We start from the raw sequence: 14,033 nt of genomic DNA on the forward strand, positions 1-14,033 counted from the left end.
AAGAAGCCCTAATGACGGTTAGAAATGACTATCATTAGGGCTTTTTTGAGCATAATAAAGCTTGGAGATCATATTTAACTTTAGGAGTGAACTGACAACATGCAATTGTTTCTTATTCGCCATGCAGATCCTGATTACTCGATAGATGATTTAACGGAATTTGGACATCAAGAAGCGGCAGCATTGGGCAAACGCATGGCTTCGATCGGTCTAGATAAGCTGTATGCTTCACCACTGGGGAGAGCGCAAACGACAGCGAGTTATATTGCGAAAGAGACCGGGCTTACCATCAATACGGAATTATGGACTAGAGAATTAGAGTGGTCGGCAATTTCGATGGAAGGGAATAAGGCTCCCATTTGGGATTATCCCGGAGAGCAGATTCCTGAGGTATCATCAGGGATGCGGAAATGGGAGGATGAGAACGACTACTGGTTGAAGCAAGAAGAGTATCGAATGAGATACAGCGAGCTGCAAGCAGCTTCGGATGAGTTTTTTCAAAGGCATCATTTTCAAAGAGAGCAAGGTCTGTATCGAATCCTTCAGCCTTCCCAAGAGAAGATCGCTATGGTTTGCCACGGCGGGTTTGGACTCGCTTGGTTATCTCACTTGTTACAGATTCCTTTATCCTTGGCTTGGTCGGTGTTCTGGTTGGCTCCTAGTTCAGTAACGACTGTGCTATTCGAGGAACGTAGCCAGCATTTTGCCGTTCCCAGATGTATAGGGATGGGAGATGTCTCCCATCTCTATGCGAATGGTATGAGCTACCGACCGCGTGGTTTGCTTGGCAACCACACTTAGGTAAGTCCTCAGAAGTAATCTGAGAAATATGGATGTTCACGACTAATCAGTTGTTCAAGTAACTGGATGGAGGCTTCATCGGACTGCATCCGGCCGATCCGGGCCAGATAGGTTGGTCGTTTGTAGCCCATGAGCATCGTCGTTAGTGTGGGGATATCTATGATAACAGCAGGATGGGTTCCACCCTCTTTAAGGTGTCCCTTGCCTGCCTTGTCCACAGTCAACGTGAATGTGCCTTGATTCCATTCCAACATCGGATCATGCAGATTGAAGATGAGCTGGCATTCTTTTTCCTGACTCTGAAAAGGGTATTGTTCGATGAATAAAGCGACATCTACGATTCGCGCCATATAATAAGGAGCGATTGTTTCCTTAATATCACCATCGTCTAGAATAAATGACAGCGGCTCATCTTTATAAATATCTCCTTTGACCAAGGTGATCATTGAGAAATGGGCACTGATAAAGTTCCATAAACCGATTCGAGCTTCTTCATTAATATAGACCATTTCTTTCACATGGAATATTTCCTCGGCGACCCAGTACAGCAAATATCCCATGGGCAAATCGTCATTGTTATAATAAATAGCCGCGGTCATATCGTCCAAATCCCAACGTAAATATTCTTCCCAAGCTAGTTCATTTCGGAGCATGGCCCCGTGGTGCAACTTAGCAAATTGGTCATAGATATGTTTGATGTCGGGATGTTCAATGTCCACTCGTTCCACATGGCCCGGTACATTTTTTAATTTGGGAAGCTGGGTATCAGGGACTTCAAAAGAGATTTTATCAGAAATAATCTCCCAGCCTTTGCGCCGATAATAAGGAATCGAATAAGGATACAGGTACGAGATGGACTGTTTACGATTACGCATATTACTCAAAGCATGCAGCATCAGCTTGTTCATGAGCCCAAGATTGGCATATTCGGGATAGGTTCCGACCCCGGTTAGTCCACCCATATCATAAATCTGTCCAAAAATATTCACTTGAAATGGGTATACAGCAAGCTGGGAGATGAGTTTATCGCCATCAAACCACCCCAGCACATCGGCATGCCTTAGAACAGGCAGCTTGGATTTTTCAATCTCCCTATTTTCCCAGCCGAAAGTTTGTAAATCACGATTGGTTACTTGAAAAACATACCGCAATAAGTCATTAAATTGCTCCCCATGCTGGGTTTCGACATTCTTCAGCTTGATTCTTTCATGTAATTTCCGTCGACTCACAGGTGACAACCTCCATTTTTATTAGAAGCAGTAGAAGCAGCATATCTATAGTCTAACCATAAAATTGGGATGTGAGCAAACCAAGTTGTAACCTTGCATAATTTTTAGTTTCGTGTATAATCGAACATACTTAATCGCATATTAAATGTTTTCTAGGGTTCCGCAAGCCGCAACAGGTCTTGGTCTGGTCCGAGAGGAAACTCACAGCTCTTTGCTGTGTCACGGAGGGATAAAAGCCTGGGAGAAACTGTTGTTACAGTGTTCTCTCAGGCTTCTTTTGTCTGGTCTGGCGATATCATCAAATGAAGGAGTGAACGGAAATGAAGGTAGATTGGATCAAGGTATATATTGCAGCCCTTTTTGAAGTGAGCTGGGTGATAGGTTTGAAGCACGCTTACGATTTTTGGACCTGGACAGGGACGGTTATTTCGGTCATCATCAGCTTTTATCTCATGATTGTGGCTAGTCGCAAGCTTCCGGTCGGAACGGTGTACGCTATTTTTGTAGGCATGGGTACGGCAGGAACTGTATTGTCGGAAATCCTCTTCTTTGGAGAGCCAATTAAAGTAGCGAAGGTGCTTTTGATACTACTTCTATTAGCTGGAGTAATTGGTTTGAAGCTAGTTACAGATGACAAAGACAAAGTACAGGAAGGAGCTGATTCCTGATGGCGTGGGTATCGTTAATCTTGGCAGGAATATGTGAGATGTTAGGTGTTAGTATGATTAATAAATTGCATAAGGATCGGAATTGGCAATCATTCGTTATGCTGTTACTTGGATTTGGAGCGAGTTTTCTATTTCTAACCTATGCGATGCAAACACTACCGATGGGCACAGCTTATGCGATATGGACAGGAATTGGTACAGCGGGCGGGGCGATATTAGGTATGGTTTACTTTGGTGAATCGAGGGACTGGAAGCGTATTGTATTTATTGCCATGGTCTTAAGTGCAGCCTTAGGGCTAAAGCTAGTCTCGTAAAAAAGAGGGGCGAAGAGCCCCTCTCTCTTATTGATCTATAGATAGACAACACTACTTTATGTTCTGCCAATTACACTTCGTAAGCTTGTAGTAATTATAATCCTCGTCTTCAATTTCAATGATACTCTGATAATCGAAGCTACACTTTTGGATGACTCTATTCGAGGGTAGATTACTTATTAAAGCTAGAGCATTTAGTACCTCAACATCGGTGTTCTCAAATAAATACGTAATGATTCCCTGAGCCGCTTGGGTGGTATACCCTTTGCCTCGATGATCCCTTGATATGGCATACACAAGCTCTCGATTAGGTGGCGCTAATTCCTCTTTTATTCCGCTGCAGCACCAACCAATAAACTCACCTGTCTCCTTAGATATGATTCCTAACCGTAGAATGAGTTGCTCTATGTTACCTCCATCAGCTACCGCTTGTAAGAATCTCTTATTTTCTTCTAATTCGTAGTTAATCAGCCAGTCTAACCGTTGTTCTCTGGGTGCATTCCAATCAGGTAAAAACTCAATGATCTCAGGTTGCTGTGTCAGAGCAAATAATTCGTCCAAATCCTCAATTCTATATTCTCGTAAAATAATATCTTGGCACTCAATCGTAAATAGGTTGTTTGTTGCGTTCGACTTTATATTGTTATGCACGGTATACCCCCCTGGGCTTAATATGACGCTAACTGAGTGTTCATTGGAACAATTCAGAATTATTTCCATCATAAATAGTTGAAATGTATTCTATCATTGAAAGGGTAGATATGCTATAAATCAACTAGAAGAAATTACTAAAATGCCCTTTGCACCCAAAAATGAACTTAAAAGTGAATATGATCGATTTGGAGGGGTATTCAGTGAGTAATTCAACTAACCAACAGGAGCATCGAATCATTGGAGCAGATGGGCTTCGGGCGATTGCTTGTCTAGCTGTCATTGGTCATCATCTAACGCAGAAACTAGCGATGATCGAACAAGAGACTTGGGTCCAAAAACTGCAATCATTTCTGCTCATGGGTAATGTTGGCGTTAGTATCTTTTTTGTATTAAGCGGATTTTTATTAGCGTTACCATTCTGGCGGAAATATCTAAACGACGGGGAATTCCCTAGTATTAGACAATACATTATGCGTAGAGCTGCGCGGATTATGCCGGGTTATTATGTTGCGTTCTTCGTTTGTATTGTCCTTACATTTGTACTTGCTCTTCCTCATGAATACTTTTGGATACGTACCTTGACTGGATTGACGTTCACGGCAGGGTTTCATTATGTAACTTTCTTCCCGTCGGAATGGATTGGACCCTTCTGGTCGATTAGCTTTGAGGTGTTCAGTTATATTCTGATGCCGCTGTTCATGTACGGATTATTTTGCTTCTTCCGCAAAAAACGTTCTTTTACCTTAGCATTATTATACTGGCTCGCGGTATTTCTGATCATTATGGGTGGCAACTACCTGATACATCACTGGTTCACGCCAAATGAAGATCAGCGAGGTTGGCAGTTTGGGCTCATCGGCGGGGCAAAATATTGGATGCCCAATTATAATGTGATTGGATTTTTTGGGCATTTCACTGTGGGAATCATTGCATCCGGTATTGTGTCTAAGCTCCAAATGGCAGGGAGTAGAAGAGATCATCTACGTAAAATAGGTCTATTCGATCTACTAAGTCTAGGTAGCTTGGTCATCTCGATCCTGTTCATTTGGCAAGTTCGTAATGTTCCAGAGTTTGATTGGAGCCTACAGAATCAGCCATTCTTTTTCCCATATTTCACGATATTGATGGCATTATTCTTAGTGACTGCCCCCTATTCCCGATGGGTAGGTAACCTTTTAGACAATAGATTTTTCCGATATACGGCGAAGGTTTCCTTTGGGCTGTACCTATGGCACACCTTATTCATAACACTAATTAGTATGTATTGGGCGAAGGACTTTAAGCATATGGGTGTCGTGCAGCTGGATCGTTGGGCGTGGATTTCGCTTGGTGTAGTTGTAGCCTCATATATTGTGGCGACGGCATCTTATTATTTCGTGGAGAAACCGATTATGGATTGGTCACGTCATCACGAGAAACCTAGGAAGCCAAGGAATCTACAGGAAGAGACGCGTACAGCTTAACGCCTCATAGCTCATTACAAATTTATAGTATCTAGCTTGTCAGGTGTCGAACCATTATCTAGGCTCCCGCATAATCTGTAGCATCATTTGGTACAGGGGAGAAGGGGTGAGACATCATGATAGGAATTGAGTTAACTGCAATTCATTGGGTGTATCTCGCGTTTATTGTGTTCATATTAATCCTGCTGATTCGACGGCGTGACACAACCATGATTTGCGTGGTAGGGATTTTTGCACTTGGCCTATTGGCAACAGAGACGCTTAGTGGATCCATATCAGGAATTTTTAATTCATTTATTTATGCAACCAAAGAGCTCATGGGTACGATTATGATTATTTCCATCATTGTAGCGATGAGTCGAGTTTTGATTCGAACGGGTATTAATGAGACGATGGTGGCGCCACTCACACGCTTCCTACGTACGCCTGCGATGGCTTTTTGGGGAATCGGTATTATTATGATGGTGACCTCCTTCTTCTTCTGGCCTTCACCTGCGGTTGCTCTAATTGGCGCTGTGTTGTTGCCTGTGGCACTTCGAGTCGGCTTGCCCGCACTTGGTGCAGCCGTAGCGATGAATCTGTTCGGTCATGGGATTGCCCTGTCTGGTGACTATATCATTCAAGGCGCCCCTAAATTAACGGCAGATGCTGCCGGACTTCCTGTAACCAGCGTCATGACGGCTAGTGTTCCCCTTGTGATTATCATGGGGTTAGTAACCACGATTACGGCATTTTGGATGATGCGCAGAGATATGAAGAACGGGACATGGAGAGATGGATTGGTATCCACTAAAAATACAAGCGACGCCTTGGCCTCAGGTAATGATGAGGATGACAGCTTAGTGATGGACCCCCGGGTGAAAAAATGGTTAGCGATTATCATTCCATTACTGTTCGCAGTGGATGTAGCGGCCATGTTCATCCTCAAGCTACAGGGTGGGGATGCGACAGCATTAGTTGGCGGAACGGCAGTGATTATCTTAATAGCGGTAACATTGCTGGCACATCGCAATCAAGGCTTGGAAAAGATAACCTCGTATCTGATTGATGGATTTGTGTTCGGATTTAAAGTGTTTGGTCCCGTTATTCCGATTGCCGCCTTCTTCTACTTGGGTGACTCCGCATTTATTGATCTATTTGGCAAAGTGCTTCCCGAGGCATCGCACGGGATTGTGAATGACCTTGGTGTTGCGCTTGCCAGCAACGTTCCACTAAATAGTGCTGTAGGAGCTGTTACTTCAACCGTTACTGGAGCCATTACGGGTCTGGATGGTTCCGGTTTCTCAGGTATCTCACTTGCGGGGTCCATCGCACAACTGTTCGGCGTTGCCACGCATTCCAGTGTGGCTACCTTAACTGCACTCGGGCAAATCGCTGCCATTTGGGTCGGTGGGGGAACGTTGATCCCATGGGCGTTGATCCCAGCAGCGGCTATTTGCGGTGTAAGTCCGTTCGAGCTAGCTAGACGCAATTTGAAACCTGTGTTGTTCGGCCTGATTGTAACGACCATTGTCGCTATGTTTCTGGTCTAGCTTTGCTTAGGAGTAACTAAATATAGCAACATAAAAGGCTACCAGAGATGGCAGCCTTTCTTAATGACCTATCTTATTTTGCGATTTCTTTGGTGGACGCTACTTCATACGTTATGAGTTCACTACCCAAGACAGGTGATTCCTTATGTGCTCCCTCAGAACCGGGTTCTGGACGTTTGTGAGCTTGAGCAAAGTCATCACTATTTCTCCAAGCGGCGAAGTCCTCTTGTGATTCCCAATACGTATTGACGCTTAGTTCGTCATAATCAGGTAAGTTCTGCGTGAGCAAGACCTCTACTTTGACGATCCCTTTCGTAGAATCCAGAGGGCCTGGTGCTGTAAATCGGGGAGCCATGGCTGCACCCATCCCTTTTTTAACTTTAATTCTGTTCGTAACGATGATCATTGTACACAGCCCCTTAATCTTCATAGGATATGGATCGATGGAACGGATCTTATGCGTAACTATGAATCTTTCTCTTAATTTTAAACCTTTTATAATCAAAAGCAAACTGTGCCTCTTTAGCGATCCCTTTATAAGGGGAAAAGTGTTACTATGACAACATAAGAGAAAACAACATGGAGGAATTCGCATGCATACGAAACATAGTTTGATAGAGCAACTTGAACATGCTGAGATCGACAAGAAGGGAACGCTACTTATGCATTCGTCCTTCAAAAGCATTGGAGAGGTCGAGGGGGGAGCGGATACCGTTCTGGACGCCTTGTCAGAGTATATGCAGGATGGGTTGCTTGTCCTACCCACACATACTTGGTCTTATATTAACGCGGAGAACCCTAGATTTTATGTAGAAACCTCGCCCTCGTGCATAGGCATTTTGCCTGAATTATTTCGCAAGCGTTCAGGAGTAGTACGTTCTTATCACCCAACTCACTCCGTAGCAGCTTTGGGTCGGGATGCTGCATCCTTTGTAGAAGGAAATGAACGTTGTGATACACCATGTCACCGGGAATCACCTTGGGGGAAGCTGCTTGATCGCCAAGCAACTATTATATTAGTAGGAGTAGACTTACGTAGGAATACCTTTATTCATGGCATAGAGGAGTGGTTGGACATTCCAGGCAGATTAACCGATAGTCATGAGGAGTTATTTACCGTACTTGGTGATGGTACCGAAATACCCGTGCCATCTAGACGGCATCATGGGTTATCCTGGTCGGAGCACTTTTGGAAGGTGGAATCATTGCTTGAGGAGCAAGGGGCGATCCAGAGAAGCCAACTCGGCGATGCTAATGTATGGGTATGTGACACGGTAAAGATGACGGAGATCCTGTCAGACATGCTGCGGAAGAATCCTGATTTATTTTCCGATAATGAACCTTTAGCTTAATTTCTAAGCTGAATGCAATTGCTTGGTGGTGATCCTCAAATAGGTCAGCCAATATACGCTACGCATATTTAAATGGAAATCCTCCAGTTAATTAAAGTAATCAGGCAGTTAAGTCACTCTAACGGGAATAACTCCCGTTAATTTAACACAGATTGCTAAAGGAGCTTCATTCTTGCTAAATTAACAGGAGAATTTCCAGTTAGGTAATTTAAAAGTAGGAGTAGTAAGGGATTTAACGGGAGAATTTCCCGCTAATCAGGTTAGGCTTAAAGGTAGGCAATATGTAGACTAATCAAGTTATGCTAATCAAGATATTGCAGGATGTCGTGTGTTAATTCGTATTGGACGATTCGCTTACCTTTACCACGCGGCGAAGGCAGTAGCCATCCTTTTTCGCATAACCTCTTCAGCATAAGGACTGCAGTTTTGTGGTCGATGCAGAAGTGATCCTCTACATCTTTTGGCCTAATGCATCTTGCTAACTGGAGAGCTAGTCGGATGATTTCTTTCTCAGCTAGAATTGCCCGAGATATAGGGGGAGTTGCTGGTTGATATCTGCTTAATATCATACGAAGTAGTGTGATGCACAGATCAGGTTGCTGCTCCACATCATCATAAGCGAAGGAAATGACGTTATATCCCATGGCATGGAGGAACGTCTCACGGTTCAGTTCATTGCAATATTTATGACGGTCCATATCTCTTACATGCGTAGAATATCCCTTAATTTCAATAATAAGCTTCACATATCCCGGTATCCAAGCTAAGTCAGCAAAGTATGACCTACCTCGCCAGTCGAGAACTTCGTACTCAGGATGAAGATCTTGAAAATTGCCACGAAGTGGCCACCAAACATTACGTAGAAATAAGGATTCAGCATGGCGGTGACCTTGCTCCAGTCTTCTGCGACGCTCCCCTGTTCGATTAGCTAGATGTTTCTGCATAAACGAGTTATGTATCTCTTCAAAAGCTACAAAACTCCCACTCATTTGTTCTCCCCCTCCTAATATGCGCCTAAAAACACAAAACGTCCCGTCCACTCCATGGAGTGATAACGGGACGTTCTTCGTCTCTGGTTCCTATTATAGGATATGCGCTTATTTATGACTAGCCACTAGTTCGAATGTAGTAAATTAACTGGAATTTCGCCATGTAAATTGAATATATCATTCTGCGTAAGAACTTAACTGGAATTTCTCCATCTAATTTGAAGCTTCAAACTAAAATGAATGGTAATTAGCTGAATTAACAGGAGAAATTCCAGCTATACAAGGAAAATAGTGGGTAGCCAGACAAATTAGCGGGAGTTTTTCCTGTTAAAGTGAGTTGTTGAGTTTGAAACAGCTAGCGCCACAAAAAGCTTGGGCACTCCGAGAGCGTTTTCAAGGAAAATAAGAGATTGCAGAATAAAATAGAGAAAACATGGTATTTTCTTATCTTTTCTCCTGAATATACGAAAATATTGATTGATATCGGTGAATTATGCTGATATATTTCTATTTGTGACAAAATTACAAACACATTGGAGGAGACAAGTAATTGAAAAAAAAGGTTACATTTGTGGTGGTCATTATCGCCATACTCATCGCAGGATATGTTCTCGTATCGAAGTTTGGATCTGGATCTAAGGAGGAAGCTTCGTCTAAGGAGCAATGGAGTACCTCAAAGTATTTGGAGAAGGTAGACACGAATTATTCTTTAGAACTGACGAAGAAGCTGACGACTTTTAAATCTAACGAGAAACTAGGGTACAGACCAAGCGGTTCCAAGGCAGAGTTTGCTGCGGGTGAGATGCTTGCCAGTGAGTTTAAGAAGATTGGATTAAAGAATGTAACCAAGGATGAAATTAAGGTAGATGGCTGGGAGTTTGAAAAAGCTGATCTAACTTATGTAGATAAAGATAATAAGAGTCATGAATTAGTGCTAGGTGGATATCAGGTTAACTTTGTAACGGATGGCCCGGAGACATTCGAAGTTATTTATGCCGGGAAAGGTACAAAGCAAGAACTGGCTAACCTAGATGTAAAGGGAAAGTTAGTCTTAATTGATATCAATCAGAGGGATGAGTGGTGGATTAACTACCCTGCTTATCAAGCTTCATTAAAAGGTGCAAAAGCTGTATTGGCTGCGCAACAAGGTGGCTATGGAGAGATTGATCCAGAGGCATTGAATGCCCAGGATATATGCGGGCCTGATGATGCTCCGGCGTTCTCTATTTCCAGAAAAGATGCAGATGCCATGATCGCACTGATGAAGGAGACGGGTCAACAGACGTTGAAAGTCACCTTCGATGCGAAGTCGGTCGTTGAGAAGGATGTGAAATCCTACAATATTTTTGGCGAAATCCCGGGTAAGGATAAAGATTCCATCATTCTGCTCAGCGCGCATTATGATGCTTATTTCGATGGATTCCAAGATGACTCCTCCGCAATTGGCTTATTGGCCGGCGTTGCCAAAGGGTTGATAGACAGTGGATTTCAGCCGGAGAAGACCATTGTATTCGTTGCGCAGGCAGCTGAGGAATGGGGAATTTCCAATACTAGATACGACTGGTCAACGGGAGCGTATAATCAACTGTTCAAGGCTCGTCCGGAATGGCAGGATAAAGCGGTAGCAAATATCAACTTTGAATTGCCAGCTTTTGAGCATACCTCTGCCGATGAAATCAGATCCGTGTATGAATTAGATCAGTTCTTAACTGAATTTGCCAAAGGGGTACCTGCGGTTGAGGGCGTGTATAAAGACGGAATTAGTGTCGTTTCTCCTTTGCGTACGTGGTCAGACGACTTCTCGTACTCATTGGGTGGAATTCCTTCACTCCGTAATGATTTTCAAGATTCTGATTTCATGAAGACGCACTATCATTCCCAGTTTGATAATGAATCAACTTATAACGAGAAGGCATTCCGGTTCCATCACAATCTATACGGAATGTTAGTTGCGGCTTATGATAATACGGCAGTAATGCCGCTAGATTTCACCGAACGTTTTAAAGCAATGAAGGAAACGATCAACTCTGATGCTGATATCGCTGCTGGCACAGATCCCCAGCCTTTATTAGAAGCGATTGATCGCACGATTGCTACGGCACAGAAAGTGACAGATAAGGTTAACAAGATCAATGCTGACTATAAGGCTGCACTTGTTGCAGGCGATGATAAGCAAGCGAAAAAGTTACTTGAAGAGAATAAAGAGTTTAATAACAAGCTGCGTGAAATTTACCGTGATGCCCAAGAAAGTCTCGTTAAATTAACGTGGGAGGATGTGCAAATTTTCCCTCATGAGCACGCGCAAAATAACCTTGAAGCCATTAACAAATCGCTAGAGTCACTTGAAAAAGGCGATGTGAAAACAGCTTTGGATAATGATCTGTTCTTGGTAGACAACAACTGGTATGCCTACAGTTTCGATCGTGAAACCTTTGATTTCTTTACGAATCAAGTCTTGGATCAACCTGCAGATCGATTGAGCTGGGGACATACAAGGGTTGTTGGACATGAAGATTTATATGACGTTATCAATAGCCTTCAAGAGAAATATGATGCGAAAGACCCGAAAGTGGATTCCGAAATTGGAGCACTTCGTACAGCGGCAGAGAACCAAAAGAGTTTATTAAAAACAACGATAGAGCAAGAAGTGGCGGCTATCACAGCCATTGAAGGAAAGCTGCAAGTCATAGCGGAGTAAGCGGAAATAGAACCCCAGGATATGGGCACTTGAAAGTGTGCCGGTATTCTGGGGTTCTTATTTGTTTGCATCCATATATTATGGCTAGGTGACGGGATCTACAAATAATGTAAATTAATGTACCATGTGCTTCTATAGAACTATCCGTTATGATATAGAGTAATATAAAAATACTAGTTATATTCTATGTCCTTAATAGAAGAATAGCATGAAGGGAAAAGGGGGTTACGTATGAATATATTAATTATTGAAGACGATCCTAGCATCCAAATGCTGCTTAAATTAAGTCTAGAGGTCGAGGGATATCAGCCGAAGGCTGTCGGTACTGTAGCCGAGGGATTGCTTGAGCTTGAAGCCGGACTGACCCATCTGATATTACTTGATCTAATGTTGCCTGACCGTTCTGGATTCGAGCTACTTCAGTTACTACAGCAACAGTATAAGACGATTCCAGTTATTGTACTTACCGCTAAGAATGAAATGAATGACAAAATACTAGGCTTTCAACTGGGGGCAGATGATTACCTAACGAAGCCCTTTGAGACTAGGGAATTAATCGAACGCATTAAGGCTGTGATGCGGCGGATGAAGGTAACAACCTCGCCACCCGATATCATCAGGATCGGAATTGTTGAAATTGACAAGAATGAGCGTTCTTGTAAAATAGCCGGTCAACAGCTCAAAATGACAAGTAAAGAGTTTGATTTCATGTGGTTATTATGTACCAATCCTAAAAAGGTATTTACCCGTGAAGATCTGCTCGACCAAGTCTGGGGATATGATTATTATGGGCATACGCGCTCTGTGGATATGATGGTAAATCGCCTGCGGGAGAAAATGAAACCCCATGAGCATCTTGTCGCTACCGTTCATGGAACAGGCTATAAGCTGGAGGTATAGAGTATGGGGCTGCGTAATAAAATGTTCATTCAGCATGCCGTTACCATTGTCATGCTACTAACGGCGATGTATTTTATCGTCAATTATACGCTCAATAAGAGCATGATCGAACGCGATACCCAGACCTTAAGTCAGTACTCTGCATTACACCGTATTGAGGCGTTGAAGATTGTTAGTGATCAGAAAATTAACATAGATCAATTGTTTTCAGGTAAGTACGCCCCATTTATTGCCTCACATCTTGCTTCCAATAGTAACTTCCAAGTGCAACTGTTCGCGTTAGATGAGACCATTGTCGGCAGTAGCAGTGATAAGGAAAATTTACTCAAACGCAACGATATTAAGACAGCGCTTACAGGAAAGACAACTACCGTTATTACAGCAGGAGAAGGGACGCAATATTTAATATATTCGGTACCTTTCTGGTATGAGGAGAAGATGGTAGGGGGATTTCGTTATTTGCTAGACCTTCATGAGAATATAGAGACGCTGCATCAGATGCGCTCGTGGTTCATCGGGGCAGCACTTGGCTGTTTAATCTTTTCACTTCTTGCAAGCTACTCTTTCTCATCCTTTTTGATGAGGCCTCTGCATGCACTACAGCAGGCACTTAAGCTTGTGTCTGTTGGTGATTTCAGCAGAAAAATCGGGGTCCATAGTCAGGATGAAGTGGGTGAATTAGCAAAGGACTTCAACCACATGTCGGATGCTCTTCAACATCATATCGAGATGTTGCATTATGAACAGGGCAAACAGAAAGCTTTTTATGACAACATTACCCATGAGTTAAAAACACCACTCACATCCATTATCGGGTTTTCGGATTTAATTGCGAGAATGAACCGGATGGAAGATATACAGGACTGCAATATCTACATTCGTAAAGAGAGCACACGTCTATTAAATATGGTGGAAGATCTGCTTCAGACGTCACTTAAGGGCGATGAAGCCTGGCGCATTACGCTCGAACAGGCCGATTTAGGAGCCATCATTACGGATAGCTTACGCATTCTTCAGCCAACCCTTCAGAAATCAGCGATAGCAACCACGGTGAAGATCTCACCTTGTAACGTTTATTTAGATCCAAAGCGCACCCAGCAGGTTCTGTTCAACGTGATTGATAATGCCATCAAACATAGTGAATGCACGCAACTTCATATTGAACTTATGGAACAAGAAGACTATGGATTAGTTCGGATTATGGATAATGGCAAAGGGATATCTGAGCAGGAGCAACAGACGTTATTTCTGCCTTCAGAGGAGAAGCAAGATCGTATTATCTCGGATGAATCGCATGGTCTGGGTTTACCTATCTGTAAGCAGTTTATGGAGCTTCAGGGTGGGAGTATCTCTATCCGTAGTAAAGAGGGCCAAGGGACGGAAGTCCAGCTACAATTTCCTATAAATCAACCCATGTAAGCGCTGTTACAAAA

13 protein-coding genes and 1 riboswitch are annotated in these 14,033 nt (G+C 43.1%); of the genes, 9 read left to right on the forward strand and 4 right to left on the reverse strand.

The window, feature by feature from the left end:
* Positions 1-99 precede the first annotated feature (99 nt).
* A complete protein-coding gene (locus IEW05_RS17590; protein WP_188541158.1) occupies positions 100-801 on the forward strand; it encodes a histidine phosphatase family protein in 702 nt (233 codons plus the stop codon).
* 8 nt (positions 802-809) lie between these two features.
* Here IEW05_RS17590 and IEW05_RS17595 read toward each other — a convergent pair whose 3' ends face one another.
* Positions 810-2,030, reverse strand: coding sequence for a GNAT family N-acetyltransferase (locus tag IEW05_RS17595; protein ID WP_188541159.1), 1,221 nt, complete (start codon positions 2,028-2,030; stop codon positions 810-812).
* Between the two features lie 141 nt (positions 2,031-2,171).
* Positions 2,172-2,276, forward strand: a riboswitch (guanidine-I (ykkC/yxkD leader).
* Positions 2,277-2,350: 74 nt separating this feature from the next.
* Here IEW05_RS17595 and IEW05_RS17600 point away from each other — a divergent pair.
* Together IEW05_RS17600 and IEW05_RS17605 are read left to right on the forward strand one after the other, a co-directional pair.
* Positions 2,351-2,698, forward strand: a complete 348-nt coding sequence (locus IEW05_RS17600; protein WP_188541160.1) for a DMT family transporter — start codon at positions 2,351-2,353, stop codon at positions 2,696-2,698.
* Complete coding sequence (locus tag IEW05_RS17605) at positions 2,698-3,012, forward strand: DMT family transporter (RefSeq protein ID WP_188541161.1); 315 nt, start codon at positions 2,698-2,700, stop codon at positions 3,010-3,012. Before IEW05_RS17600 ends, IEW05_RS17605 begins: the two co-directional genes overlap by 1 nt.
* A gap of 51 nt (positions 3,013-3,063) precedes the next feature.
* On the opposite strand, the gene IEW05_RS17610 is transcribed toward IEW05_RS17605, so the two are convergent.
* The gene (locus IEW05_RS17610; protein ID WP_188541477.1) at positions 3,064-3,651 is read right to left on the reverse strand and encodes a GNAT family N-acetyltransferase; all 588 of its coding nucleotides are present in this window, start codon (positions 3,649-3,651) and stop codon (positions 3,064-3,066) included.
* A gap of 215 nt (positions 3,652-3,866) precedes the next feature.
* Between IEW05_RS17610 and IEW05_RS17615 the strand changes: the two genes are divergently transcribed.
* Together IEW05_RS17615 and IEW05_RS17620 are read left to right on the forward strand one after the other, a co-directional pair.
* Positions 3,867-5,129, forward strand: coding sequence for an acyltransferase family protein (locus IEW05_RS17615; RefSeq protein WP_229753472.1), 1,263 nt, complete (start codon positions 3,867-3,869; stop codon positions 5,127-5,129).
* Between the two features lie 119 nt (positions 5,130-5,248).
* Positions 5,249-6,661 (forward strand): hypothetical protein, encoded by a 1,413-nt coding sequence (locus tag IEW05_RS17620; protein WP_188541478.1) that lies wholly within the window; start codon positions 5,249-5,251, stop codon positions 6,659-6,661.
* Between the two features lie 73 nt (positions 6,662-6,734).
* Here IEW05_RS17620 and IEW05_RS17625 read toward each other — a convergent pair whose 3' ends face one another.
* Positions 6,735-7,067 (reverse strand): heme oxygenase, encoded by a 333-nt coding sequence (locus tag IEW05_RS17625; protein WP_188541163.1) that lies wholly within the window; start codon positions 7,065-7,067, stop codon positions 6,735-6,737.
* A gap of 187 nt (positions 7,068-7,254) precedes the next feature.
* On the opposite strand from IEW05_RS17625, the gene IEW05_RS17630 reads away from it, so the two are divergent.
* Complete coding sequence (locus IEW05_RS17630; RefSeq protein WP_188541164.1) at positions 7,255-8,013, forward strand: AAC(3) family N-acetyltransferase; 759 nt, start codon at positions 7,255-7,257, stop codon at positions 8,011-8,013.
* 302 nt (positions 8,014-8,315) lie between these two features.
* Here IEW05_RS17630 and IEW05_RS17635 read toward each other — a convergent pair whose 3' ends face one another.
* Entirely contained in the window at positions 8,316-9,002 is a 687-nt protein-coding gene (locus IEW05_RS17635) for a DUF559 domain-containing protein (protein WP_188541165.1), read from the reverse strand.
* Between the two features lie 550 nt (positions 9,003-9,552).
* Between IEW05_RS17635 and IEW05_RS17640 the strand changes: the two genes are divergently transcribed.
* From IEW05_RS17640 to IEW05_RS17650, 3 genes are all read left to right on the forward strand, one after another.
* Positions 9,553-11,700 carry a M28 family peptidase gene (locus IEW05_RS17640; RefSeq protein WP_188541166.1) on the forward strand — a complete coding sequence of 716 codons (2,148 nt, stop codon included), beginning with the start codon at positions 9,553-9,555 and terminating at the stop codon, positions 11,698-11,700.
* A 231-nt stretch (positions 11,701-11,931) separates the two neighbouring features.
* The gene (locus tag IEW05_RS17645) at positions 11,932-12,600 is read left to right on the forward strand and encodes a response regulator transcription factor (protein ID WP_188541167.1); all 669 of its coding nucleotides are present in this window, start codon (positions 11,932-11,934) and stop codon (positions 12,598-12,600) included.
* A 3-nt stretch (positions 12,601-12,603) separates the two neighbouring features.
* Positions 12,604-14,019: a sensor histidine kinase gene (locus IEW05_RS17650; protein ID WP_188541168.1), complete on the forward strand. Its 1,416-nt coding sequence runs from the start codon at positions 12,604-12,606 to the stop codon at positions 14,017-14,019.
* Positions 14,020-14,033: the final 14 nt, after the last annotated feature.

Source organism: Paenibacillus segetis (assembly GCF_014639155.1).
GTDB lineage: Bacteria > Bacillota > Bacilli > Paenibacillales > Paenibacillaceae > Fontibacillus > Fontibacillus segetis.

Coding starts and splice junctions, on each gene's coding strand:
- IEW05_RS17600 (WP_188541160.1), top strand. CDS start 2,351: ATGAAGGTAGATTGGATCAAGGTATATATTGCAGCCCTTTTTGAAGTG.
- IEW05_RS17650 (WP_188541168.1), top strand. CDS start 12,604: ATGGGGCTGCGTAATAAAATGTTCATTCAGCATGCCGTTACCATTGTC.
- IEW05_RS17635 (WP_188541165.1), bottom strand. CDS start 9,002: ATGAGTGGGAGTTTTGTAGCTTTTGAAGAGATACATAACTCGTTTATG.
- IEW05_RS17590 (WP_188541158.1), top strand. CDS start 100: ATGCAATTGTTTCTTATTCGCCATGCAGATCCTGATTACTCGATAGAT.
- IEW05_RS17630 (WP_188541164.1), top strand. CDS start 7,255: ATGCATACGAAACATAGTTTGATAGAGCAACTTGAACATGCTGAGATC.
- IEW05_RS17605 (WP_188541161.1), top strand. CDS start 2,698: ATGGCGTGGGTATCGTTAATCTTGGCAGGAATATGTGAGATGTTAGGT.
- IEW05_RS17625 (WP_188541163.1), bottom strand. CDS start 7,067: ATGATCATCGTTACGAACAGAATTAAAGTTAAAAAAGGGATGGGTGCA.
- IEW05_RS17645 (WP_188541167.1), top strand. CDS start 11,932: ATGAATATATTAATTATTGAAGACGATCCTAGCATCCAAATGCTGCTT.